This is a genomic window from Actinoplanes lobatus (genome assembly GCF_014205215.1).
GTDB lineage: Bacteria > Actinomycetota > Actinomycetes > Mycobacteriales > Micromonosporaceae > Actinoplanes > Actinoplanes lobatus.
In genome coordinates this window covers 3,726,314-3,750,711 of the sequence record NZ_JACHNC010000001.1, presented here as the reverse complement: position 1 = coordinate 3,750,711, position 24,398 = coordinate 3,726,314, and the positions used below count along the sequence as shown (strand labels likewise).

The window sequence follows — 24,398 nt, the reverse complement described above, 5'->3', positions numbered from 1 at the left end:
CGCGAGGCGCGGAGGTTGGCGATCTTGGACGTTGGGCCACCCCGTCCGGTGGGGAAACGTCCAAGATCGTGGGAGGGCGGGGCCGCGGGAGGATGGGGGCCGCGGGAGGGGGAAGTGGGAGGGTGTGGTCAGCGCACCTGCGTGGTGACGAAGGGGGGCTTTGTCAGGCGGGCCTCGGTTCGGCGGCCGCGGATGTCGATCTCCACCAGGGCGCCGTCGGCCAGGGCCGGGGCGGTGTCGATCAGGGCCAGGGCTATGCCGGCCTTCTTCGTCGGGGAGAAGGTGCCGCTGGTGGTCTCGCCGACGAGCTTGTCCCCGGCGTACACCTGCATGTGACCACGCGGAATGCCGCGGCCGGTGAGCTCGAGCCCGCGCAGCCGGCGCCGGGGACCGGCGGCCTTCTCGGCGGTGAGTGCGTCGCGGCCCCAGAACGCCGGCTTGGACCAGCCGACCGCCCAGCCCGCGCCGGCCTGCACCGGGCTGATGTCGAGGCTCAGGTCCTGGCCGTGCAGCGGGTAGCCCATCTCGGTGCGCAGCGTGTCGCGGGCGCCGAGGCCGCACGGGCGGACCCCCGCGGCGATCACCGCGTCCCAGACGGCGGGCGCGTCGTCCCACCCGACGACCAGCTCGTAGCCGTGCTCGCCGGTGTACCCGGTACGGCAGACGACCAGCTCGCTCCCGGCGAAGGCGGCCGTGGCGAAGGACATGTAGCCGTGGTCGGCGGGCAGGCCCAGTTCACCGAGGACGGCCTCGGACCGGGGACCCTGGACGGCCAGGACGGCGTAGGAGCGGTGCTCGCCGGTCACCGTGATCCCGTTCGGAGCGGTCGTGGCGAGACGGCGGACCACCTCGGCGGTGTTGGCCGCGTTCGGGATGAGGAAGACGTGGTCGTCGTCGTACAGATAGGCGATCAGGTCGTCGACCACGCCGCCGGTCTCGTCGCAGCAGAGCGTGTACTGCGCCTTGCCGGGGGCGATGCGGCCGAGGTCGTTGGTGAGGCACGCGTTCACGAAGGCGGCCGCGCCGGGCCCGCGGACGGTGGCTTTGCCGAGGTGGGAGACGTCGAACACGCCGGCCGACTCGCGGACCGCCGCGTGCTCCTTCAGGACGCCTCCTCCGGCGTACTCCAGCGGCATGTCCCAACCGCCGAAGGCGGCGAACTTCGCGCCGAGGGCGACATGGCGCGCATGCAGGGGAGACTGAAGAAGCTCGGCAGACATGAGACTCAACTTACCGGTGACCTTGGGCCGGTTTAGAGTCGCTGGGACAACACCGTTTTCCCAATAGCCGGGAGCGCGCCTACCGGCGCCGTTCCGGCCCAGACGTCCCGGAGTGTCCGAGTGACCCAGCCCACCCTCAGCCTGGTCGACACCGACCCGGCCGAATCGGCGGTCGATGCCATCGTCATCGGCCTGCACAGCCAGCCCGACGAGGACGGCAGCCTGTTGCCAGCCGCCGGCGCCGAGAGCATCGCCGCGGCCTTCGACGGCAAGCTGATCTCGACGCTGGCTCTGCTCGGCGCGACCGGAGCGCCCGGCGAGGTGACCAAACTGGCCACCCTCGGCACGATCGCCGCGCCGATCCTGGTGGCGGTGGGCCTCGGCACCGAGCCGGACGGTCCGGCGCCCGACCTGGAGACGCTGCGCCGCGGCGCCGGTGCGGCGGTCCGCGCGCTGGCCGGCAGCAACACCGTGGTGCTGGCCCTGCCGGTGCCGGACGACGCGGGCGCCGCGCCGGTGCTGCGCGCCACGCTGGAGGGCGCGCTGCTCGGCGGCTACCGCTTCGCGGGGTACAAGTCGAAGCCGGCGAAGGGCCGCCGCGACCCGGTGGCCGAGCTGCGCCTGCACGTGCCGGACGCGGCCGACGAGGCGGCGGCGGCCGAGCTGCGCCGGGCCGGGATCGTCGCCCGGGCCGTGCGCCAGACCCGGGACTGGGTGAACACCCCGCCCAACGCGCTGCGCCCGGCGGACCTCGCCGACCAGGTGGCGGCGGCCGCGACCGAGGCCGGGCTGGAGGTCGAGGTGCTCGACTTCGAGCAGCTCAAGGCCGGCGGGTACGGCGGCATCGTGGCGGTCGGCCAGGGTTCCGAGGCGCCGCCGCGGCTGGTGAAGCTGACCTACACGCCGTCCGGGGTGACCGACCCGAAGCGGGTCGCGCTCGTCGGCAAGGGCATCACCTTCGACACCGGTGGCGTCAGCATCAAGCCGGCCGCCGGCATGTGGGAGATGAAGTCGGACATGGCGGGCGCCGCCGCGGTGGCCGCCACGCTGATCGCGGTGGCCGAGCTCGAACCGGGTGTGGCGGTCTCCGGGTACCTGGCGATCGCGGAGAACATGCCGTCCGGGTCGGCGTACCGGCCGGGCGACGTGGTCACCATGTTCAACGGCAAGCGGGTCGAGGTGTTCAACACCGACGCCGAGGGCCGGATGGTGCTGGGCGACGCGATGGCCCGGGCCTGCGCGGACGGCACCGACTACCTGTTCGAGACGTCGACGCTGACCGGCGGCCAGGTGATCGCGCTGGGCAAGCGGATCTCCGGGCTGATGGGCTCGGACGAGGCGACCGGGCTGGTCGAGGCGGCCGGCACGACGGTCGGCGAGCCGGCCTGGCGGATGCCGCTGCCGGACGACGTGCGCAAGGGCATGGAGTCGGAGATCGCCGACATCTGCCAGACCAACGCCAACCTGGACCGGGCCGGGCACATGCTCCAGGGCGGCGTCTTCCTGCGGGAGTTCGTCACCGAGGGTGTCGAGTGGGCGCACATCGACATCGCCGGCCCCAGCTACCACACCGGTGAGGCGAACGGCTACTGGACCAAGGGCGGGACGGGCGTGCCGGTCCGCACGCTGCTCCAGGTGATCGACGACCTGGCCTGACGACGGCCGCGGGCCGCCCGGTGATCAGGCCGGGCGGCGCCGCTGCCGCTCGTTGTAGTCCCGCATCCGCTGTGGATAGCCCAGCAGCCGGACGTCGTAGACCGGCATCGCCAACTGGTGGGCGAAGCGGCGCGCAACCTCAGGTGACTCGATCCGTCGCCTGGTCCACTCGCCGTCGTGTGCGACGAGCAACAGCGTGGTCTCGGTCACCGTCGTCTGTGGCTCGATGAATGCCTCGACTCCCCGCCGGGAGCGGACGAATTGCGTAAGATGCTCGAGATCGGCGCGGTCGACCGGCCGTCCGCCGGGTCCTCCCGACCGGGGACGCCGCCGAAACCATGCCACCGTTCCCTCCTCGCGTTCGATCCCGCAAGGGTACGTCGGGGCAACGTGTCGTAGGGCACCTGGCTGCATTGACCGGGCCGAGAAGTGACAAGATGTCGGTGACGGGACTGTGACCGTTTCCATTGTGTGACCCACACCGGAGACGATGCGACCACTGGAGTCAACGTGAGCCAGCCCAACGGCGGAACCTTCGACATCGTCATTCTCGGCGCAGGAAGCGGTGGCTATGCGGCCGCGCTCCGGGCCGCCCAGTTCGATCTTTCGGTCGCCCTGATCGACAAGGCCGAGCTCGGCGGTACCTGCCTGCACCGCGGGTGCATCCCCACGAAGGCCCTGCTGCACGCCGCGGAGATCGCCGACCAGACTCGCGAGAGCGAGCAGTTCGGGGTGAAGGCCGACCTCGTCGGCATCGACATGGCGGGGGTGAACGCCTACAAGGACGGCGTGGTCAGCCGGCTCTTCAAGGGGCTGACCGGCATGCTCACGCACAACAAGAACATCACGGTGGTCCAGGGGGCGGGCAAGCTCGTCAGCAAGGACACCGTGGAGGTCGACGGCAAGCGTTACACCGGCCGCAACATCATCCTGGCCACCGGCTCCTACTCGCGCTCGCTGCCGGGCCTGGAGGTCGACGGCAAGCGGGTGCTGACCAGTGAGCACGCCCTCAAGATGGACCGGGTCCCGGCCTCCGCGATCGTGCTGGGCGGCGGCGTCATCGGCGTCGAGTTCGCCAGTGTGTGGAAGTCGTTCGGCGCCGACGTGACCATCGTCGAGGCCCTGCCCCGCCTGGTCGCCGCCGAGGACGCCGACATCTCGAAGCAGGTCGAGCGCGCCTTCCGCAAGCGGAAGATCAACTTCAAGGTGGGCAAGCCGTTCGAGAAGGTGGAGCACACCGACAACGGCGTGCGGGTCACCATCGCCGGCGGCGAGACCATCGAGGCCGAGGTGCTGCTGGTCGCGGTCGGCCGCGGCCCGACGACCGCCAACCTGGGCTACGAGCAGCAGGGCATCACCCTGGACCGCGGCTTCGTGATCGTCGACGAGCGGCTGCGCACCGGGGTCGGCAACATCTACGCCGTCGGTGACATCGTCCCCGGCCTCCAGCTCGCGCACCGCGGCTTCCAGCAGGGCATCTTCGTCGCCGAGGAGATCGCCGGGAAGAAGCCGGCCGTCATCGACGAGGCCGGCATCCCGCGGGTCACCTACTCCGACCCCGAGGTCGCGTCGGTCGGCATCACCGAGGCCAAGGCCAAGGAACAGTACGGCGACGACAAGGTCTCGACGTACAACTACAACCTCGCCGGCAACGGCAAGAGCCAGATCCTCAAGACCGCGGGCTTCATCAAGCTGGTCCGGGTCAACGACGGGCCGGTCGTCGGCGTCCACATGGTGGGTGCGCGGGTCGGCGAGCTCGTCGGCGAGGCCCAGCTGATCACCAACTGGGAGGCCTTCCCCGAGGAGGTCGCTCAGCTCGTACACGCCCACCCGACGCAGAACGAGGCGCTGGGCGAGGCCTTCCTCGCGCTCGCGGGCAAGCCGCTGCACGCGCACAGCTGAAGCTGAAACGATCGTTCACCGCGTTAAGGAGTTTGGGACAAGATGCCGGTATCGGTAACCATGCCGCGGCTGGGTGAGAGCGTCACCGAGGGAACGGTGACGCGCTGGCTCAAGCAGGAGGGCGAGCGCGTCGAGGCCGACGAGCCGCTGCTCGAGGTCTCCACCGACAAGGTCGACACGGAGATCCCGTCGCCCGCCGCGGGTGTTCTCACCCGGATCGTGGTCGGCGAGGACGAGACCGCGGAGGTCGGCAGCGAGCTGGCCGTCATCGCCGGGGAGGGTGAGGACACCGGTTCGGCCGCGCCCGCACCGGCCCAGCAGGCGGCCGCGGAGCCGGAGCCCGCCGCTCCGGTCACCCCGTCGACGGAGAAGCCGGTCGAGGCGGAGGCACCCGCGCCGCAGGCCGCCGCCCCGGCGGGCAACGCCCAGGGCACGGAGATCAAGCTTCCGGCGCTCGGTGAGAGCGTCACCGAGGGCACCGTCACCCGCTGGCTGAAGCAGGTCGGCGAGGAGGTGGAGGCGGACGAGCCGCTGGTCGAGGTCTCCACCGACAAGGTCGACACGGAGATCCCGTCGCCGGTCGCCGGCACCCTGCTGGAGATCCGGGTCGGCGAGGACGAGACCGCGAACGTCGGCGCGGTGCTGGCCGTCATCGGCACCCCGGGCAGCGCCCCGGCCGCCGCTCCGGCCCCGGCTCCGGCGCCCGCGCCCGCCCAGGCGCCCGCGCCGAAGGTGGAGAGCGCTCCGGCTCCGAAGATCGAGTCGGCGCCGGCCCCGCAGGTGGCCCCGGAGCCCGTGAAGGCCCCGGCGCCCGCCGCGGTCGAGTCGAACGGCGCCGGCGACGCCGGCTACGTCACCCCGCTGGTCCGCAAGCTGGCCGCCGAGAAGGGCGTGGACCTGTCCACCCTGACCGGCACCGGCGTGGGTGGCCGCATCCGTAAGCAGGACGTGATCGACGCGGCCGCGAAGGCCGCCGCCGCGAAGGCCGCCCCGGCCCCGGCAGCCCAGGCCGAGAGGGCTGCCGCACCGGTCGAGAAGGCCGCCGCGAAGGCGGAGCCGAGCCCGCTGCGTGGCCGCACCGAGAAGCTGACCCGGATCCGCGCCACGATCGCCCGCCGCATGGTGGAGTCGCTCCAGGTCTCCGCGCAGCTCACCACGGTCGTCGAGGTGGACGTCACCAAGATCGCCAACCTGCGGAACAAGGCGAAGGCCGACTTCCAGGCCAAGCACGGCGTGAAGCTCACCTTCCTGCCGTTCTTCGCGCTGGCCACGGTCGAGGCGCTCCAGCAGCACCCGGTGGTCAACTCCTCGATCGACGTCGAGGCGGGCACCGTGACCTACCACGGCGCCGAGCACCTGGGCATCGCGGTGGACGCGCCGAAGGGCCTGGTCGTCCCGGTCATCAAGGACGCCGGCGACCTGAACCTGGGCGGTCTGGCCAAGCGGATCTCCGACGTCGCCGAGCGCACCCGCAACAACAAGATCGGGCCGGACGAGCTGGGTGGCGGCACGTTCACGCTGACCAACACCGGCAGCCGGGGCGCGCTCTTCGACACCCCGATCATCAACCAGCCGCAGGTCGGCATCCTCGGTCTCGGCGCGGTCGTCAAGCGCCCGGTGATCGTGAACGACCCGGACCTGGGCGAGATCATCGCGCCGCGGTCGATGGTCTACCTGGCGCTGAGCTACGACCACCGGATCGTGGACGGCGCCGACGCGGCCCGCTTCCTGGGCACGCTGAAGGAGCGGCTGGAGGGCGGCCACTTCGAGGCCGACCTCGGCCTCTAAGGACGACATGGACCGGGGGGTGCGCCGTTGCGGCGTACCCCCCGTTCTGTTTTGAACCAACCGATCTTCGGGAAAGGGTCAGGTATGCGGATCGTCATGGCCGGAGCGTCCGGATTCCTCGGCACCCGGCTCGCCGAACGGCTGCGCCAGAGCGGCCACGACATCGTCCGGCTGGTCCGGCGCCCCTCCGAACGGCCGGACGAGTCGTCCTGGGATCCGGCGCAGGGCCGGCTCGACCAGGCCGTGCTGGCCGGCGCGGACGCGGTGATCAACCTGTCCGGCGCCAATGTCGGCGACCACCGGTGGACCGAGGCGTACAAGCGGGTGCTGCGGTCCAGCCGGATCGACACCACCGACACCATCGCCAAGACGATCGGCCGGCTGCCGGCGGACGAGCGTCCCCGGGTGCTGCTCCAGAGCTCCGCCGTCGGGTGGTACGGCGACACCGGCGATCAGGCGGTCACCGAGGAGGCCCCGGCCGGCAACACGTTCCTGGCCGACCTGTGCCGGGTGTGGGAGGCCGCGGCCCGGCCGGCCGAGGACGCCGGCGCCCGGGTGGTGCTGCTGCGCACCGCTCCGGCGATCGACGCCGGCGGCTCACTGATCAAGCCGCTTCTTCTGCCGTTCAAGCTGGGCGCGGGCGCCCGGATCGGTGGCGGGCGGCAGTGGATGTCCTGGATCGCCCTGGCCGACTGGCTGGCCGCCACCGAGTTCCTGCTGGAACGCGACGACCTGGCCGGCCCGGTGAACCTCGTCTCACCCCAGCCGGTGACCAACGCCGAGTTCACCCGGGAGCTGGCCCGGGTGCTGCGCCGGCCCGCCCTGTTCTCGGTGCCGGGCCCGGTGCTCGACCTGGTGATCGGCGGGCTGGCCGGGGAGGCGCAACGCAGTCAGCGGGTGCTGCCCGGGGTGCTGTCACAGGCCGGGTTCGCGTGGGCGTACCCCGGAATCGGCGCCGCGCTGGCGGCGGCACTCGATTCGCAACCGGTCATGGCCCCCTAGGAGAACAGGCTTTCTTGCTAACCTGCGGCTGATGTCCGTCGTCACCCCCACCCCCGCCGCGTCCGCAGATCCGCCCGCCGAGTCCACGCCACCGCCTCGTGGCCGACCTTGGCGTGCGCATCTGGCCGTCGCTCTGACAGCGCTCGCGCTGGCCGTCTACGTGACCAACGGTCTCTGGCGTGACCCGTACCGTCACGGGCTCTCCGACAACATCGGGGACCAGGCGTTCTTCGAATGGCTGCTGGGGTACGGGGTGTACACGCTGGGCCACGGCTCGGACCCGTTCTTCACCGATCTGCTGAACGTGCCGTGGGGCGTCAACCTGGCGGCGAACACGTCGATCTCGGTGTACACGGTGCTGTTCGCGCCGCTGACCCATTTCGCCGGCCCGCAGATCAGCTATGTGACGATCCTCACCCTGAATCTCGCCGGGTCCGCCTTCGCGTGGTATCTGTTCATGCGCCGCTGGCTGGTCCGCAGTCCGCTCGCGGCCGGGCTGGGCGGCATGTTCTGCGGGTTCGCCCCCGGCTTCATCTCGCACGCCAACGGTCACCTGAACTGGACGGCCGGGTGGGTGGCCCCGGTCGTCATCTGGCAGGTGCTGCGGCTGCGCCAGCCGGGCCGCTGGCTGCGCAACGGGCTGATCCTCGGCGTCATGCTGGCCGGCTGTTTCACGATCGCCGCCGAGGGCCTCTTCTACACCGCCCTGGCCAGCGGCATCTTCATCGTGACCTGGTCGCTGGCCGGGCCGGTCCGCGCCGAGGCGAAGGCCGTGGCGGGCACCGTGCTGCGGGCGCTCGGGGTGACCGCCGTGGTGGCCGGGGCGCTGCTGGCCTACCCGCTGTACATGCACTTCGCCGGCCCGCAGACGTTCTCCGGGACCGGGTTCAACCAGCGCTACTTCGCCGAGGACGTGGCGGCGTACCTGTCGTTCCCGAGCCGGTCGCTGGCCGCGCTGTTCGGGCTGGGCTCCACCCTGGCGCCCAACCGCACCGAGGAGTCGTCGTTCTTCGGCGTACCCGTGATCTTCCTGATGGTGGTCTCCGCGGTCCTGCTGTGGCGGCGGGCCGCGCCGGTCCGCCGGGCCACGCTGCGGGCGATCCTGGTGGTCGGCGGCGTCTTCCTGGTGCTGTCCTGGGGCCCCCGGGTGAACTGGATGGACGGCGAGCTGCCCATCCCGCTGCCCTACGCGGCGCTCGCCCACCTGCCGCTGTTCGACTCGGCGCTGCCCCTGCGGCTGGCGCTGGTGGTGGTCGGCGTCTTCGGCATTCTGCTGGCCCTGATCACCCAGGAGCTGGTGGACCGGCGGCTGTCGCCCAACCTCCAGACCGGGCTGACCGCGGCGATCGTGGCCGCGCTCCTGCCGATCTTCCCGCTGCCGCTGCGCCACCAGGAGCGGGCCCCGGAGCCGGACTTCATCGCGAAGGGCACCTGGCAGCGGTACGTGTCGGAGAACGGGGTGATCTCCGCCCTGCCGTTCGCGCTCAACGTGACGGCCGACGGGCAGCGCTGGCAGGCGTACACGATGGCTCGCGGTGGACCGCAGTTCCGGATCCCGGACGGCTACTTCCTCGGCCCGATGATCAACGGCGAGGAGGGCCGCAAGGAGCTCGGCCGGATCGGCGCGCCGCCGGGGCCGACCGACTGGCTGTTCACCCGCGCCGCCCTGTACGGCTACGTCGCCCAACTGAGCAACGCCGACCGCGAACAGGCCCGGCGTGACTTCGCTTACTGGAATGTGGAAGTGCTCTTCCTACCCGAACAGATCACCGGTTCCGACCATATGACGCTGTTCCGTGACGCGGTGGAGACGACCGCCACCGATCTGCTCGGTCCACCGGAGAAAGTGGACGACGTTCTGGTGTGGCGCATTCGTCCCGGCGTGGACCCGATCGAACGATGAATTCGGGGCTGGATAATCTCCGCGACGTGACGATCGCCGCGCCCGCCCCGATCACGGACCCGACTACCCCGGATTCCGACGACCCGGCCGACCCGACGACGAGTGAGCCCGAAGCCAGGCCCGCCTCCATGTGGCGGTCCTGGAAGTCGCACCTCGCGATGGCCCTCGTGTCGTTGGCCGCGGCCGTCTACGTCTGCCAGGGGCTGTGGCGGGCGCCGTACCGTCACGTGGTCGCCGACAACGTGAGCGACCAGGGGCAGTTCGAGTGGATGATGTCGTACGGCGTCTACCTGCTCCAGCACATGAGCAACCCGTTCTTCACCACCCTGCTGAACGCGCCGCGTGGCGTGAACCTGGCGATGAACACGTCCAGCACGTTCTACGCCGTGCTGTTCGCACCGCTGACCCATTTCGCCGGCCCGCAGGTCACCTTCGCCACCGTCCTGACGCTGAACCTGGCCGGCTCCGCCTTCGTGTGGTACCTGTTCCTGCGCCGCTGGCTGGTCCGTAGCGGGCCGGCCGCCGCGGTCGGTGGTCTGCTCTTCGGGTTCTCCCCCGGTCTCGTCTCGCACGCCAACGGCCACCTCAACTGGACGTCCGGCTGGATGGTCGGCATCGTCGCGTGGTGGGTGCTGAAGCTGCCGGAGAAGGGCCACCGGGTCCGCAACGGCGTGGTTCTCGGCCTGCTCTGCACCATGGGCTTCTCGGTGGCCGCCGAGGCGCTGTTCTTCTGCGCCCTGGCCTGTGCGCTGTTCCTCGGCGTGTGGGTGTTCTCCAGGCCGGGCCTGCGCGCCGTGAAGGAGTCGGCGGGCCGGGTCCTGGTGTCGCTGGGCGTGACCGCGGTGATCGCCGGGGCGCTGCTGTCCTGGCCGCTGTACATGCACTTCAACGGGCCGCTCAAGTTCACCGGCACCGGCTTCAAGATGCGGTTCTACTCCGAGGACCTGGTGTCGTACGTGGCGTTCCCGCTGCGGTCGGTGGCCGGTCTGTTCGGCTGGGGCGCCGACCTGGCGCCCAACGCGACCGAGGCCACCTCGTTCCTGGGCGCCCCGCTCGTGCTGCTCTTCGTCGTGGCGCTGGGCCTGCTGTGGAAGCGGTCGTCGCCGGAGCGCCGGGTCACGCTGCGCGCGCTGGCCGTCGTGGGGCTCTTCTTCTTCCTGCTCTCGCTCGGCCCGCGGCTGCGGTTCATGGGCGAGGAGCACAGCGACACCCCGCTGCTGTACGCGCTGTTCGTCGACGTCCCGCTGTTCGACTCGGCGCTGCCGGTCCGGTACACGCTGGTCGTGGTCGCGATCTTCGCGATCGTGCTGGCGCTGCTGGCCGACGAGTTCTTCAAGCGCGGGGTGCTGGCCAAGCTCACCGTCGGTGTGCTGATCGTGGCGGCGCTCGCCCCGATCGCCCCGCTGCCGCTGCGCACCCTGGAGCGGGCGCCGGAGCCGGAGTTCATCGCGAGCGGGAAGTGGCAGGACTACGTCACCAATGACGGTGTGATGACCTCGCTGCCGCTCTCCATCGACGTGGCCGTGGACAGCATGCGCTGGCAGGCGTACACGATGGCGCGCGGCGGCGACGCCCAGTTCCGGATCCCGGCCGGGTACTTCCTCGGCCCGCAGGACTACCTGGAGACCGGCCGGCACCTGGTGGGCCGGGTCGGCGCACCGGACCGGCCGACCGACAAGCTGTTCTACAAGGCCGCCCGCTGGGGCCAGGTGCCGCGGATCACGAACCTGGACCGGGCTCAGGCACGGATCGACTTCCGCTACTGGAAGATCCAGGCGATCTTCCTGCCCGCCGAGGTCACCGGCCCGAAGGGCCCGCTCAACCGGGACGCGCTGCTGCGGCTCACCACCGATCTGCTGGGCGAGCCGGAGCAGGTGCAGGACGTGCTGGTGTGGCGGATCACGCCGGGAGTGGACCCGGTCGACCGGACGGAAGAGGACTAGGCTGGCGGCGTGACGTCATCCGTCTTGACCGTTCTGCGCCCCGGCCTGGTCGACTACCTGGAGGCCTGGGAGGAGCAGAAACGCCTGCACGAGGCGGTGGTCGCCGGTTCCCAGCCGGACACGGTCCTGTTGCTGGAGCACCCGAGCGTCTTCACCGCCGGTAAGCGCACGGAGCCGGCCGACCGCCCGTTCGACGGCACCCCGGTCGTCGACGTCGACCGCGGCGGCAAGATCACGTGGCACGGTCCGGGGCAGCTCGTGGGCTACCCGATCCTGCGCCTGCCCGACCCGGTCGACGTGGTCGCCTACGTCCGCCGCACCGAGCAGCTGCTGATCGACGTCTGCGCCGAGTTCGGCGTGGTGGCCGATCGCATCGAGGGCCGCAGCGGCGCGTGGGTCCGGGCCACCGACGGCGGCCTGGACCGCAAGATCGCCCAGATCGGCATCCGGGTGTCGCGCGGCGTCACGCTGCACGGTTTCGCCCTCAACTGCGACTGCGACCTGTCGAATTTCGACCGCTTCATCCCGTGTGGCATCCGCGACGCCGCCGTCACCTCGCTCAGCGCCGAGGTCGGCCGCCCGGTCCCGGTCACCGAGGTCATGCCGATCGTCGAACGCCACCTGGCCACGCTGATCTGATGGCCCTCTACCGCAACCCGCAGGACAAACGGGTCTTCATCCCCAAACCGGGCGGTGGCCTGGTGCTCAATTTCGGACACCCGGTCGCCTGGGCCATCCTCGTCAGCACGACGATCATCCCCTTCGTGATCGTCGCGGTGGTCACCCTGGCCGTCCTTCTCTAGCCTGACCGGGCGGCTGGCGCCGCACGGTCCGGCCCGGGCGGCTGGCGCCGCACGGTCCGGCCCGGGCGGCTGGCGCCGCACGGGCCACCGGGTCCGGCTGGCTCTCAGCCCAGCGCGGGCGGCATGGGCGGGACCCGGCGGACAGGTCGCTTTCCGCCCCGGGCGGTGCACGTAGGCGTACCGATGAAAGGTCTTCAAGGGAGGCGCCACACCTGGATCAGGCCGTCGGATTGCTGGCAGGCCAGGTGGATGCCGGTGCGGCGGCAGGCGGTGGAGAGCGTCCCGGAGATCGCGCCGCGGGTCTGGCCGGTGTGCCAGTCGATCAGGCGGAGGCCGTCGCCGGCGGGGCGCAGCAGCAGGTCGCCGAGGGGAAGTCCGGGGCCGAGGCCGGTACGCGCGGCGCCGGTCTCCGGGTCCAGGAGGGTGACCTCGCCGCCGATGGTCAGGGCGAAGCCGTCGATCCAGCTCTTCCAGTGGACGTCGGTCCAGGCCACCGAGCCGTCCTCGGGGTTCAGGGCCTGCAGGCCGCCGCCGCCGGAGACGCAGATGTGGGTGCCGCAGGGCTCGACGAACTTCGGGATGACCGAGCGGACGGTCCACATCTGGGTCAGGTCGGGCAGGTGCAGGGCGGTCAGGGCGTACTCGCCGAGAAGGTAGGCGTGGTCGCCGACGATCCGGATCTCGGACGGCTCGCCGGAAGGGGACGCCTGATCGGTGCGGCCGGCCACCCGGCCGTCGGAGCGACGCAGGGTGACCGCCCCGCCGGTCTCCTCCAGGACGACCACATAGCGGCCGTCGGCGGCGGCCGACTCCGGGGGCTGGTGGAACGGCCGCCACCAGGCGACCTCGTTCGTCACCGGATCACGGAGGCCGAGACGTGACTCCTCGTCCCAGAGGACGAGCGCATCGCCGGCGGGCAGCGCCGCCTGGAGTGCGGTGGCCGCGTCGGCGCCGGTACGTGTGTCGGCCACCACCGGCGCGCCGCCCATGTTGCCGCCGACCATCACCGCCGAACCGGACACCGCCAGCGCCGGCATCGCGCCGAACCACTCGGTCTGCCGGTGCCAGCGGAGCCGGTTCGTGGTCAGGTCGTGCGCCAGGACGTCGACCCGGCCGTTCGCCAGGGTGCGGGTGCTGTAGATGGTGTCCTCGGTGAGCAGCCAGGAGCCGGTGGCGGTCTCGGTGGTGGCCACCCGTTCCAGCGGCGGGACCGGACGTTCGAGGTGATCCGGGCCGAGCAGCAGCGCCAGCGCCAGCACCAGGACCGATGCGGGACGCCAGTGCCGGGCCCGGCGCGGCGGGGCGGGCGCGGGAGCCCGGTCGAGATCAATGATCATGGGAGCCGCCAGATTCTCGTCGTCTCGTCGTCCTGGCACGCCAGGTGGGTGGCCGTGCTCGCGCAGCGCGACGGCACGGAGATGTCCAGGACACCGCGGAGCCGTCCGGTCGCCGCGTCGGTGACCACGCCGCCCTCCCGGACCAGCATCGTGCCGGCCGGCCGGGCCTGCCCCAGGTCGGCCTGGACGGCGCCGGTGCCCGGGTCGAGCCGTACGAGCCGCCCGTCCTCCCCGGTGGCGAACCCGCCGGACCAGGCCCGCCACCGCAAGTTGGTCCAGATGATCGACCCGGTGCGCTGGTTCACGGCGGTCACCCCGGTGGCGCCGGTCACGCAGAACGCGTCACCGCACGGCTCCGCGGCGGCGGGCCCGGTCAACCGGGCCGTCCACAGCCGCTTCAGATCGTGCATCCGCACCACGGTCATAGAGTCTCCGGTGAACAGGAACATCCAGTCCCCGGAGACCGCCGTCGTGTAGACGGCGCCCTGGACGCTGAGGTTCGCGGCGGTACGGACGGTCGCGCCGGTGTCCCGGTCGTAGACGGCGCCGGTGCCGCCCAGGTTGACAACCCGCACCTGACCGTCGCCGCCGGTGACCGCGAGCGGCCAGCCGTCCACCCACCGCCACCAGACGGGCCGGGCGGTCACCGGGTCGAGCAGGCCGATCCGGCCGTTCTGCCGGAGCAGGATCCGGTCCCCGGCGACGCGGGCGCCGAAGTCGGCCCGGCGGATCTCCCCGGTGCGGGCGTCCAGCAGCAGCATCCGTTCCTCGGGGAACTCCACCGCCAGGTGCGGGCCGAACTCGTGCAGTACCGGAATCATGCCCACGCCCCCGAGCGGCCGGGTCCAGAGCACCTCGCCGTCGACCGGCCGGGCCGTCACGTCGAAGACGTCCTCCCCCGGCCGGCCGGTCACGCTGTAGATCATCCGGTCGGTCAGCAGCCACGTCAGGTTTCCGGCGCCGAGGTCGGCGACCAGCCGCGGCGCGAGATCCGAGGACGGAACCGTCGACGCGCCCAGCAGGAACAGCAGCACCGCGGACAGCAGCACGGGCAGGCCACGCGACCGGTGCCGGGGCCGCCGCACCGGATCGGGCGGCGGCCCCGGCACATCGAGGTCGATAATCACGATGGCATTGAACTACTACGGCGCGACCCGGTGCAGGTCACGCGGGAACGCCGTCACCTCCCGGACGTTGGCGGCGCCGGTCAGCCGGGCCACGAAGCGCTCCAGGCCGATCGCCCAGCCGCCGTGCGGGGGCATGCCGTAACGGAACGCGTCCAGGTAGCCCTGCTCGCCTTCCTCTCCCAGTACGGCGACGTAGTCCTCGTACCGGTGCAGCCGCTGACCGCCGGTGACGATCTCCAGGCCGCGGAACAGCAGGTCGAAACTGTTCGACCAGGTCGGGTCGGCCGGGTCCGGGTGGGTGTAGAAGGGCCGCTTGCGCATCGGGTAGCCGGTCACGAAGACGAACTCCGACCCGTGCTCGCGCAGCGCCCACTCGCCCACCGCCCGCTCGTGCGCGGGGGCGAGGTCGGGCTCGTCCTCCGGCGCCCCGGCGATCCGCAGGGCCTCGGCGAAGTGCACGGCGGGAATCTCGTCCGGCACCCCCGGAGTCTCGACCATCCCGGCGACCTCGCCGATCATCCCGGCGATCGTCCTGGTCAGCGCCGCCATCACGTCCCGGTGGTCGCGGATGAAGCCCAGCTCGGCGTCCATCGACGTGTACTGGGCGAGATGCCGGGCGGTGTCGCTCGGCTCGGCCCGGAACACCGGCCCCACCTCGAAGACCCGCTCGAAGACGCCGACCATCATCTGCTTGAAGAACTGCGGCGACTGCGCCAGATAGGCGGGCCGCCCGAAGTAGTCGAGCTCGAAGACGTTCGCACCCGACTCGGTCGCCGACTCGACGATCTTCGGCGTGTGGATCTCGACGAACCGCTGCTCCTCCAGCGCCCGCCGGAAACCCCTGGTCACGGCGGCGGAGATGCGCAGGTTCGCGGCCCGCGACGGATGCCGCAGCGCCAGCGCCGCGTGGTCCAGCTGGGTGGGCAGGCTCGCGCTCAGCGCGGGCCGATGCAGTTCGAACGGCAGGGGTACGGCGACCCGGCTCGTTTCCTGGATCTCCGGTGAGGTCAGCTCGACACCCTGCGGCGCCTGCTCGTTGGCGGTGACCACGGCGGTCACCTCGACGACGGTCTCCTCGGAGAGCTGTTCCAGCTGTTCACGGGCGGCCGGGTCGGTGACGACCACCTGGCTGAGCCCGGCGGCGTCCCGGACGATCAGGAAGGCCACCGACTTGAGCAGCCGCCTGCGGTGGATCCAGCCGGCGATCGTGACCTTGGTGCCGGGTTCCGTGGTCGCCAGCTGGGTGGAGAGGATGCGTTGCATGGCGGGTTACCTCCTCTGGTGCTGCAACGCGGCCCCAGGGAGGTGCGGGCGAGCGGGATCCTCGCGGTACCACCGCACCTTCGCGCCCCTTGTCAGGGCGCCTCTTTGTCGTGCTGCGGCTCCGGGGTGTCTTCACGCTCCGGCGCACGGGCCACCCTTCACAGCTGCCGGGTGGCTCTCTCGGCCGGCGGATCGAAGCGCTACTCGGTCCCATCAACGCCGTGCCCGGCACGTTAACAGTCCGCGATGTGCCGATCACCTGAATATCGAGTGACGGCTGCCACAACTTCGGTCACGTGAGCCTCGTCGCCCCCGCATCGCGCCCGGCGGCGGCGGGCGTATCTTCGGACTGTGACTATTGCTCCCGAGGGCCGCCGCATGCTGCGCATCGAGGCGCGCAACGCCGAGACTCCCATCGAGCGGAAACCGCCGTGGATCAAGGTCAAGGCGAAGATGGGCCCTGAGTACACGGAGATGCGCGGCCTGGTGCAGAAAGAGGGTCTGCACACGGTCTGCCAGGAGGCCGGCTGCCCCAACATCTACGAGTGCTGGGAAGACCGCGAGGCCACCTTCCTCATCGGCGGCGACCAGTGCACCCGTCGCTGCGACTTCTGCCAGATCGACACCGGCAAGCCGGCCGAGTTCGACGCCGACGAGCCACGCCGGGTCGGCGAGTCCGTCGCCACCATGGGCCTGCGCTACGCCACGGTCACCGGCGTCGCGCGTGACGACCTGCCCGACGGCGGCGCCTGGCTCTACGCGGAAACCGTCCGCCAGATCCACAAGCTCCAGCCCGGCTGCGGCGTCGAGCTGCTGATCCCCGACTTCAACGCCGACCCGGCCCAGCTCGCCGAGGTCTTCGGCGCCGCGCCCGAGGTGCTGGCGCACAACGTCGAGACCGTCCCGCGGATCTTCAAGCGCATCCGCCCCGGCTTCCGCTACGAGCGCTCCCTCGACGTGATCACCCAGGCCCGTGCGGCCGGCCTCGTCACCAAGAGCAACCTGATCCTCGGCATGGGCGAGGAGCGCGCCGAGATCTCCGCCGCCCTCCGCGACCTGCACGCGGCCGGGTGCGAGCTGATCACCATCACGCAGTACCTTCGGCCCACCCCGCGCCACCACCCGGTCGAGCGCTGGGTCAAGCCGGAGGAGTTCGTCGAGCTTCGCGAGGAGGCCGAGGAGATCGGCTTCGCGGGCGTGATGAGCGGGCCGCTGGTCCGCTCGTCGTACCGGGCCGGCCGCCTGTACCGTCAGGCCCTCGACGCCCGGGGCTGAGCCCTCCGACGCCCCGCGGGCCCAGGCCTGAGTTCTCCGACGCCCGCGGGCCCAGGGCTGAACCCTCCAACGCCCGCGGGCCCAGGGCTGAACCCTCCAACGCCCCGCGCCCACCGGCGTGGGGCGTCGTCGTTCCCCACGCCGGGCAGTGGCCCTCGGAGTGACACCGTGGCTTCCGGCGCCGCGCCTTCACCCCGGCCACACACGGAAGAAGCCCCGCACCATTCGGCGCGGGGCTTCTGACCGGCTACTTCTTCTTGGACTTAGTGGCTTTATTGGACTTCTTCGAGTTTCTGGACTGCCTGGCCCTCTCGATGTCGCTGTCCGAACCCCATCGCGCCTCCGCGACCTCCGGAAAGAGGACCGGCGCGAGCAGCCTCAGAAAGATCATGGCGACCGGAGCCAGCCAGGCCCACCACGGCACCAGCGAGTTCGGCCCGAACAACAACTCGGCCACGCCGTAACCCACCTCGACAGCGGTATCCATTACTTGCCTCCGGGGGAAGGACTCGGGTCGGCTGAGGTTCCCCTACGGGAGAGCCGGCCCCCAACATCGGACCCCGGCCACCCGCCTTTAGCGTTTCCCAACCGATTGACAGAAACGCCGACGCCGCGTCCGACTGCTTCCGCCAGCCCAACCGCTCCCGTCAGCTGGCCGCTTCCGCCAGCCCAACCGCTCCTGTCAGCTGGCCGTTACCGCCAGCCCAGCCGCTCCCGTCAGCCCGGCCGCTTCCGTCAGCCCGGCCGCTCCCGCCAGCCCGGCCGCTCCCGCCAGCCCGGCCGCTCCCGCCAGCCCGGCCGCGTCCGCCAGCCCGGCCGTTTCCACCAGGCCCGGCCCCGTCGCCCGCCCCGCACGGAAGCGAGGCGAGGCCCGGATGGCGGTCAGCCGTCGAGCAGGCCCAGGCGATGGGCCACGGCGGCGGCCTCGACCCGATTGGTGACCTCCAGCTTGGCGATGATGCGGGAGACGTGGACGCTCGCCGTCTTCGGGGAGATGAACAGGCGCTGGGCGATCCGGCTGTTGCTCTGGCCCTCCGCGACCAGGCGCAGGACCTCACGCTCCCGGGCGGTCAGCACCTCGGTCCCGGCGGCGGGGACGGAGCCACCGCCCACCCCGAGCCGGCGGGCCAGGGTCTCCGCGGCCCCGGCCAGCGACCGGGCGCCCAGCGCGGTGGTGATCGCGCCGGCCTCGGTGATCGCCTCGGTCGCCGCCGCGCGGTCGGCGGCGACCGCCTCCGCGTAGTCGAGCAGCGCCGTGGCCAGCGGGAACGGCTGACCGTCCGCCCGCCAGGCCGCGACCGCCGCCCGCCACCGGTTGGCGCCACCGTCGAGCAGCGCGGAAACCTGAGCGGCGTACGCCGATTCGGCCGGATGACGCTGTGGCAGGCGCTCGGCCGCCGCGCGGATCAGATCGGCCAGCCCGGGTTCCTCATCAGGGGCGGTCTCCTGTGTCGTGGCGGTCGGCACATGATCATGTTCCGCACCGGACCACCCCCGTCCCGGGGCCAGGCCGTCGGGGACGGCCTGGTTCACCACGACCCAGCTCGCCGTGGACATCACCCCGGGCGCGGCGAAGGAACCGGAACCGGGAGGCGCGGAAAGCGGGGACGCCGGCAGGGCACGGGCCCCGCCGGGAGATGCGGAAAGCGGGGGCGCCGACACGGCACGAGCCCCGCCGGGAGATGCGGAAAGCGGGGGCGCCGACACGGCACGAGCCCCGCCGGGAGACGCCGAAAGCGAGGACGCCGACACGGCACGGACCCCGCCGGGAGGCTCAAGAAGCGGGGACGCGGACAGAGCGCGGGCCCCGCCGGGAGGTGCGGGGAACGAGGACGCCGGAAGGGCACGGGCCGCGGCGGCCAGCAACGGCCACGAGTAGCGGGGCAGGTGGTGGAAATAGCGGTCCCGCAGGGCGACCCGGGCGGCGGCCCGCGCCGTGGCCGGGTCGCCCGCCGCGAGCGCCGCGTGGATGCGCAGCTCCAGCAGCCCCAACCGCAGGTCGGGGTTGAGGAACGGCTTGGCCAGGTAGGCGGCCGCCTGGGCGACCAGGGCCTCCGCGCCGTCGTGGCCGCGGGCCAGGCGGAGGCGGGCGCGCAACCGCAGCCACGGCACGACCAGGGTGCCGGGCGGGTCGTGGCGGGCGGCCTCGGCGAGGCGGGCGTCGGCCTCGTCCCACCGGCCCAGGGCCATCAGCGCCTCGGCGTGGTTGGCCAGCAGGTAGACGCCGGTGGTGCGGCTGACTCCGACCCGGTCGGCGTGCGGGACGCCCTCGGCGGCCGCGGCGGCGGACTCCGCATACGCCCCCACCTCGTACAGCGTGTCGGAGATGTTGACCAGGCCGTGCGCGAGGTTCGGGATGTCGCCGGAGGCACGGGCGCGTTCGATCGCCCGGCGCACGGCGGGCAGGCTCTGCTCGGGCGGCAGGTGGCCGCTGCACACCTGGCCGAAGGTGATCTCGGCGGCGATCCGGGCGGCCTCGTCACCGAACTCGCCGGCGCACGCCATCACCTGCGCCGCGATCCGGCCGGCCTCGTCGCCGTCGATGCCGGAGAACACATAGGCCACGTCGCCGAGCAGTTTCAGCCAGGGCAGGTCGGGCGGGGCGAGTTGGAGCAACCGGTACGCCTCGCGGGCCTCCGCCGCCCCGTCGCTCTTCCCGGCGTTGCGCAGCAGTTTGGCCCGCCGGATGAGCAGCCGGGCGGCCCTGGTCGGCTCGGCCTCGCCGTCCAGGTCGGCGAGCGCGGCCCGGGTGAGCCGGCCGGCCCGCCCGTGGTCTCCGGCGTCGATGGCCGCGAGCGCCGCCTCCTCCAGCAGGTCGAGGTGGCACTTGCCGAGCAGCTCGGCGGCGTCGGGCACCTGCTCCCACAGCTCGAGGGCGCGCTCCAGCAGCCGGGCCTGCTCGGCGAACGCGTAGCGGCGACCGGCCGCGTCGGCGGCCCGGCCCGCGGCGACGAGCGCCCGGGCGTGGTCGCGGGCACAGAACCAGTGGTGGGCGATCTCGGCGGGCGCCCGGTCGGCCGCCACCAGCCGTGGCTCGGCCTCGATGGCCTGGGCATAGTGGGCGTGCAGCCGGGCCCGCTCGCCGGGCAGCAGGTCGTCGTGGACCGCCTCGCGAACCAGCGCGTGCCGGAACTCGTAGCCCCCGTCGGGGTCGAAGACGATCATCTGGGCGGCGACGGCGGACCGCAGCGCCGACTCCAGGGCGGCGTCGTCGACGTCGGCGACCCGGGCGAGCAGTTCGTGGCCGAACCGGGTGCCGCCGACCGCGGCCACCCGCAGCACCCGCTGGGCCGCCTCGGGCAGCTGGTCGACCCGGGCGAGCAGCAGGTCGCGCAGCGTCTCCGGGATGTCGCCGCAGCGCGGGTCGGCGGAGGCGGCGAACTGTTCGATGAAGAACGGGATGCCCTGGGCACGCTCGCAGACGGCGTCGACGGTGGGCCGGTCGGGCTCGGCGCCGAGCAGGTGGCCGAGCAGCTCGGCGGTGCCGTCGCGGTCGAGCCGGTCGAGGTCGTGGCGGTGGACGCCGCGGACCCGCTCCAGCTCGCCCAGGAACGGTCGCAGCGGGTGGCCGCGGTGCAGCTCGTCCGTCCTGTACGTCGCGACGAGCAGCAGGCGCGGCACCCGGGCCGAGCGGACCAGGAACCCGATCAGGTCACGGGTGGACCGGTCGGCCCAGTGCAGGTCCTCCACCACGAGGACCACCGGGCGCTGCTCGCCGAGCCGGGCGAACAGTGCCCCGACCAGCTCGAACAGATGACCCCGGTGGCTGCCGCCGAGCTCCGGCGGCGACCCGAGCTCGGGCAGCAGCCGGGCGAACTCGGCCTCCCGCCCGGCGAACACCGCGCCGCCCTCGTGCCGGGCCAGCTCGCGCAGGGCGGCCGCGAACGGGGCGAAGGGCAGGCCCTCCTCCCCCAGCTCGAGGCACTGGCCGACGAGGACCCGCGCGTCCAGCCCGCGGACGAACTCCTCGACCAGCCGGGTCTTGCCGACGCCGGCCTCGCCCCCGATCAGCAGGGCCGGCGCCTCACCGCCGCCGGCCCGCCGGAACGCGTCGTGCAGGGTGGCGAGGTCGGCATCCCGTCCGACCAGGACCGTGCTGTGCGCGCTCGCCACCATGAGGTCGAGCATGCCACGCCCGTACGACAGAACCTCTGCCCCGATCACGATGCGAGAGGCCGCCGATCGTCCCGCCGCCACCTGGGCCATCGGCCGGTACGGCGTGCCCGTACGGTCGCGGCCTTCCGGACGAGCCGGTGGTCCTCGGCGGCCCGGATGCGCTCGTCGAGGTGATCGCGGACCAGGCGGAACTGAGTGTCGGGGTCGCTGAAGGGAATCATTTGCGGGACTCCTGTCGGTTGGTGTGACACCGACTCTTCGCCCGAAGGCGGCCTCGGGGCATGGGGCGGCCGCCTCATCCGCGACGTCGCCCCCTCCTTACGCACGGCCGTCCGGGTCCCCGGGACGCCGTAAGGTACCTGAGCCCCACTACACTTTGCGGCTATGGCAAAACCCCAGGAGAAGGTGTCGTTCCGCGAGCGCCTGAAGCAGATCGGCCAGGTGTTCGCGTTCACGGCGAAGCAGGACAAATGGTTCGTCCCGCTTGTCGTCACGGCGGTGGCGATCCCGGTGGCGATCACCGTTGTCGTCGTGCTCCTGACGGGTGGCTTCCTCTGGATCCCGGTCGGCATCCTGTTCACGCTGCTGGCCGTGCTGATCGTGCTCAACCTGCGGTCGAACACCGCGATGATGAACGTCGCGGAGGGCCAGCCCGGCGCCGCCGCCTCGCTGATGGAGAACATGCGCGGTGACTGGCGGGTCCGCCCCGCGGCCAGCTCCACGACGCAGTTCGACATGGTGCACGTGGTGATCGGCCGGCCCGGCGTGATCCTGCTCGGCGAGGGCGACCCGGCGCGCGTCCGCAACCTCATCGGCCAGGAGCGCAAGCGGCTGGTCAAGGTGATCGGCAACGCTCCGCTCTACGACTACGTGATCGGCAGCGAGGAGGGCCAGCTCCCGGTCCGCAAACTGCGCTCGACCATGCTGAAGCTGCCCCGCAACCTCACCGGCAAGGACGTGAACGCCCTGGACAAGCGCCTCGGCGCCCTCATGGCACGCCCCCAGATGCCGAAGGGCGCGATCCCGAAGAACATGCGGCCGAGCAAGGGCGCGTTCCGCCAGCAGCGACCGCGCTAGCTTTGCTCCGCTTCGCTCCGCGGCAAAACGCCTTGTAACCGGTGTCGAGGCAGGTGATTTCCCGCCGCCAGCAAAACCCGCTGGCGTCGGCAAATCAGCTGCCTCGACACCGGCGGCGTTTTGCGGGGAGGGTGAGTGCACCGCCGTACAGGTGGGTTGACCGTTTCGTGGGTGGGTGGGTCGCTTGCCGTACCGAAAATGGGGTTGATTCATCGACAGGGGCCTTCATGATTCGTTCGGGGCGCTAGCCTCGGGTCTACGCCGCTTTCCGGCGGTCCACGCCGGACGGTGACGCAGACTCGCACGAAGGAGCTCCGCTCGTGGTCAGCACCCTGGCGGTCCCCGGCACGTACCCGACTCTCCGCGACGCTCTCGAGGTCGCCCCGGACGGGGCCACCGTCGTCCTCGCTCCCGGCACCTACCGGGAGCGCATCGATCTGACCGGGCGCCGCCTCACCGTGCGTGCCTCCGGCGATCCCGGTTCCGCCGTCGTGGACGCGTCCGGTCTGGACGGTCCGGCACTGGCCGTGTCGTCGGGCGAGGTCGACGTGGAGGGCCTCGCCCTCACCTCGGACGACTATCCGGCCGTGGCGATCGGCGGCGGCCGGGTGCGGTTGCGGCGCTGCGAGCTGTCCGCCGGCTACGGCTCGGCCCTGCACGCCGACGGCGGATCCATGGTCGACGCCACCGAGGTGCGGGTGGTGCGCGGCCAACACGGGTTCGTCTACTCCGACGCGGGCGGCACGGTCGACTCCTGCGAGATCCGCGGCGTCTCGGACGACGGGGTGATCGTGCGGCTGGGCGCCGACCCGGAGATCCGCGGCACCAAGGTGAGCGACTGCGGCTACCGGGGCGTCTATGTCTACCAGTCGGCCCGCCCGGTGATCGAGCGCTGCGAGGTCTCCGGCACCGGTGACGCGGGCATCGTGGTGGCCTATGCGAGCGCGACCCGGATCGTGGAGACCTGGGTGCATCAGACGCACGGTTCCGGGATCGTGATCGGGCCGGGCTGCACGGCGGTGATCGAGCAGTGCCGGGTCGAGCAGACCGCGGAGCCACCCGTCGCCGTCGACCCGGGCGCGCAGGCCACGGTCACCTTGACCGACACCGGCGGGCTGCCGCAGGCCGGCGTCGTCGCGGCCGGCGCCGCACAGGACGCCGCCGAGGTCGACCGGCTGCTCACCGAACTCGACTCGATGATCGGCCTGGCCGGGGTGAAGAACGAGGTCCGGGCCCTGATCGACGAGATCCAGGTGAACGAGTGGCGGCGCAGCGCGGGCCTGTCGGTCGGCACGGTCAGCCACCACCTGATCTTCACGGGCGCCCCCGGGACGGGGAAGACGACCGTCGCCCGGATCTACGGCCAGCTGCTGAAGGCGCTGGGGGTGCTGCCGAACGGGCAGTTCCGTGAGGTGTCCCGGCGCGACCTGGTCGGACAGTACATCGGGCACACCGCGGAGAAGGCCACCTCGGTGTTCGAGGAGGCGATGGGCGGCGTGCTGTTCATCGACGAGGCGTACACGCTGGCCCGCGCCGGCGGGGCGGCCGCCGACTTCGGTCAGGAGGCGATCGACACCCTGGTGAAACTGATGGAGGACCACCGGGACCAGGTCGCGGTGATCGTCGCCGGCTACACCAAGGAGATGTCCGACTTCCTGGACGCCAACTCCGGTCTGGCGTCCCGGTTCGCCAAGACCATGGAGTTCGAGAACTACGGGCCGGACGAACTCGTGAGGATCGCCGACCGGATCGCCCGGCACGACGACTACATCTTCGACGAGGGCCTGCCGGAGGCCCTGTGGGAGCACTTCGGACAGCTCGAACGGGACCGGAACTTCGGCAACGCCCGGGAAGCCCGCAAGCTGCTGGAAGGCATGCGGAAGGCGCAGTCCGGACGGCTGCGGGCGATGGGCCGGATGCCCAGCCGCGACGATCTGCGGACGTTGATGCTCGCGGATCTGCGGGTGGCGATCCGCTGAACTACGG

General features: G+C 71.9%; 18 protein-coding genes. 11 read left to right on the top strand and 7 right to left on the bottom strand.

All coding sequences use genetic code 11. The annotated features are described in order from the left end of the window. Positions 1-128 precede the first annotated feature (128 nt). The gene (gene gcvT, locus BJ964_RS17620; protein WP_188121676.1) at positions 129-1,220 is read right to left on the bottom strand and encodes a glycine cleavage system aminomethyltransferase GcvT; all 1,092 of its coding nucleotides are present in this window, start codon (positions 1,218-1,220) and stop codon (positions 129-131) included. Positions 1,221-1,340: 120 nt separating this feature from the next. Here gcvT and BJ964_RS17615 point away from each other — a divergent pair, with 120 nt between their 5' ends. Continuing rightward, positions 1,341-2,876, top strand: coding sequence for a leucyl aminopeptidase (locus BJ964_RS17615; protein WP_188121675.1), 1,536 nt, complete (start codon positions 1,341-1,343; stop codon positions 2,874-2,876). A gap of 24 nt (positions 2,877-2,900) precedes the next feature. On the opposite strand, the gene BJ964_RS17610 is transcribed toward BJ964_RS17615, so the two are convergent. Next, positions 2,901-3,221: a hypothetical protein gene (locus BJ964_RS17610; protein ID WP_188121674.1), complete on the bottom strand. Its 321-nt coding sequence runs from the start codon at positions 3,219-3,221 to the stop codon at positions 2,901-2,903. Positions 3,222-3,386: 165 nt separating this feature from the next. Between BJ964_RS17610 and lpdA the strand changes: the two genes are divergently transcribed. The 7 genes from lpdA to BJ964_RS17575 all read left to right on the top strand — a co-directional run bounded on the left by lpdA (position 3,387) and on the right by BJ964_RS17575 (position 12,217). Then, a complete protein-coding gene (gene lpdA / locus BJ964_RS17605; RefSeq protein WP_188121673.1) occupies positions 3,387-4,778 on the top strand; it encodes a dihydrolipoyl dehydrogenase in 1,392 nt (463 codons plus the stop codon). Between the two features lie 42 nt (positions 4,779-4,820). Next, positions 4,821-6,566 (top strand): 2-oxoglutarate dehydrogenase, E2 component, dihydrolipoamide succinyltransferase, encoded by a 1,746-nt coding sequence (gene sucB, locus BJ964_RS17600; RefSeq protein WP_188121672.1) that lies wholly within the window; start codon positions 4,821-4,823, stop codon positions 6,564-6,566. A gap of 84 nt (positions 6,567-6,650) precedes the next feature. Next, positions 6,651-7,568, top strand: coding sequence for a TIGR01777 family oxidoreductase (locus tag BJ964_RS17595; protein ID WP_188121671.1), 918 nt, complete (start codon positions 6,651-6,653; stop codon positions 7,566-7,568). 31 nt (positions 7,569-7,599) lie between these two features. Next, a complete protein-coding gene (locus BJ964_RS17590) occupies positions 7,600-9,471 on the top strand; it encodes a DUF2079 domain-containing protein (RefSeq protein WP_188121670.1) in 1,872 nt (623 codons plus the stop codon). A gap of 26 nt (positions 9,472-9,497) precedes the next feature. Next, entirely contained in the window at positions 9,498-11,414 is a 1,917-nt protein-coding gene (locus BJ964_RS17585) for a glycosyltransferase family protein (RefSeq protein ID WP_229807104.1), read from the top strand. Between the two features lie 9 nt (positions 11,415-11,423). Then, the gene (gene lipB, locus BJ964_RS17580; RefSeq protein ID WP_188121669.1) at positions 11,424-12,053 is read left to right on the top strand and encodes a lipoyl(octanoyl) transferase LipB; all 630 of its coding nucleotides are present in this window, start codon (positions 11,424-11,426) and stop codon (positions 12,051-12,053) included. Continuing rightward, on the top strand, positions 12,053-12,217 hold the full coding sequence (locus BJ964_RS17575; protein ID WP_188121668.1) for a peptide ABC transporter substrate-binding protein: 165 nt from the start codon (positions 12,053-12,055) through the stop codon (positions 12,215-12,217). The genes lipB and BJ964_RS17575 overlap by 1 nt, the downstream gene beginning before the upstream one ends. Positions 12,218-12,411: 194 nt before the next feature. Here the strand turns inward: BJ964_RS17575 and BJ964_RS17570 are convergent, their stop codons facing one another. The 3 genes from BJ964_RS17570 to aspS are packed head-to-tail and all read right to left on the bottom strand — an operon-like array spanning position 12,412 to position 15,944. Further along, positions 12,412-13,554: a PQQ-binding-like beta-propeller repeat protein gene (locus BJ964_RS17570; RefSeq protein ID WP_188121667.1), complete on the bottom strand. Its 1,143-nt coding sequence runs from the start codon at positions 13,552-13,554 to the stop codon at positions 12,412-12,414. Then, a complete protein-coding gene (locus BJ964_RS17565) occupies positions 13,551-14,681 on the bottom strand; it encodes an outer membrane protein assembly factor BamB family protein (RefSeq protein WP_188121666.1) in 1,131 nt (376 codons plus the stop codon). Before BJ964_RS17565 ends, BJ964_RS17570 begins: the two co-directional genes overlap by 4 nt. A 15-nt stretch (positions 14,682-14,696) precedes the next feature. Then, on the bottom strand, positions 14,697-15,944 hold the full coding sequence (gene aspS, locus BJ964_RS17560) for an aspartate--tRNA(Asn) ligase (protein ID WP_188121665.1): 1,248 nt from the start codon (positions 15,942-15,944) through the stop codon (positions 14,697-14,699). Positions 15,945-16,295: 351 nt separating this feature from the next. On the opposite strand from aspS, the gene lipA reads away from it, so the two are divergent. Next, positions 16,296-17,219: a lipoyl synthase gene (gene lipA / locus BJ964_RS17555; protein ID WP_229807105.1), complete on the top strand. Its 924-nt coding sequence runs from the start codon at positions 16,296-16,298 to the stop codon at positions 17,217-17,219. A 247-nt stretch (positions 17,220-17,466) separates the two neighbouring features. Here the strand turns inward: lipA and BJ964_RS17550 are convergent, their stop codons facing one another. Together BJ964_RS17550 and BJ964_RS17545 are read right to left on the bottom strand one after the other, a co-directional pair. Continuing rightward, the gene (locus BJ964_RS17550) at positions 17,467-17,706 is read right to left on the bottom strand and encodes a hypothetical protein (RefSeq protein ID WP_188121664.1); all 240 of its coding nucleotides are present in this window, start codon (positions 17,704-17,706) and stop codon (positions 17,467-17,469) included. Between the two features lie 395 nt (positions 17,707-18,101). Further along, positions 18,102-21,347 carry a helix-turn-helix transcriptional regulator gene (locus BJ964_RS17545; RefSeq protein ID WP_188121663.1) on the bottom strand — a complete coding sequence of 1,082 codons (3,246 nt, stop codon included), beginning with the start codon at positions 21,345-21,347 and terminating at the stop codon, positions 18,102-18,104. A 372-nt stretch (positions 21,348-21,719) separates the two neighbouring features. Between BJ964_RS17545 and BJ964_RS17540 the strand changes: the two genes are divergently transcribed. Further along, the gene (locus BJ964_RS17540) at positions 21,720-22,412 is read left to right on the top strand and encodes a DUF4191 domain-containing protein (protein WP_188121662.1); all 693 of its coding nucleotides are present in this window, start codon (positions 21,720-21,722) and stop codon (positions 22,410-22,412) included. A 320-nt stretch (positions 22,413-22,732) separates the two neighbouring features. Further along, positions 22,733-24,391, top strand: coding sequence for a right-handed parallel beta-helix repeat-containing protein (locus tag BJ964_RS17535; RefSeq protein ID WP_188121661.1), 1,659 nt, complete (start codon positions 22,733-22,735; stop codon positions 24,389-24,391). The last annotated feature ends 7 nt before the right edge of the window (positions 24,392-24,398 follow it).

Excerpts from the sequence above, each read along its gene's own strand:
- BJ964_RS17575 (WP_188121668.1), top strand. The coding sequence starts at position 12,053 with ATGGCCCTCTACCGCAACCCGCAGGACAAACGGGTCTTCATCCCCAAA.
- BJ964_RS17540 (WP_188121662.1), top strand. The coding sequence starts at position 21,720 with ATGGCAAAACCCCAGGAGAAGGTGTCGTTCCGCGAGCGCCTGAAGCAG.
- BJ964_RS17570 (WP_188121667.1), bottom strand. The coding sequence starts at position 13,554 with ATGATCATTGATCTCGACCGGGCTCCCGCGCCCGCCCCGCCGCGCCGG.
- BJ964_RS17595 (WP_188121671.1), top strand. The coding sequence starts at position 6,651 with ATGCGGATCGTCATGGCCGGAGCGTCCGGATTCCTCGGCACCCGGCTC.
- BJ964_RS17545 (WP_188121663.1), bottom strand. The coding sequence starts at position 21,347 with ATGCTCGACCTCATGGTGGCGAGCGCGCACAGCACGGTCCTGGTCGGA.
- BJ964_RS17550 (WP_188121664.1), bottom strand. The coding sequence starts at position 17,706 with ATGGATACCGCTGTCGAGGTGGGTTACGGCGTGGCCGAGTTGTTGTTC.
- aspS (WP_188121665.1), bottom strand. The coding sequence starts at position 15,944 with ATGCAACGCATCCTCTCCACCCAGCTGGCGACCACGGAACCCGGCACC.
- BJ964_RS17590 (WP_188121670.1), top strand. The coding sequence starts at position 7,600 with ATGTCCGTCGTCACCCCCACCCCCGCCGCGTCCGCAGATCCGCCCGCC.
- sucB (WP_188121672.1), top strand. The coding sequence starts at position 4,821 with ATGCCGGTATCGGTAACCATGCCGCGGCTGGGTGAGAGCGTCACCGAG.
- gcvT (WP_188121676.1), bottom strand. The coding sequence starts at position 1,220 with ATGTCTGCCGAGCTTCTTCAGTCTCCCCTGCATGCGCGCCATGTCGCC.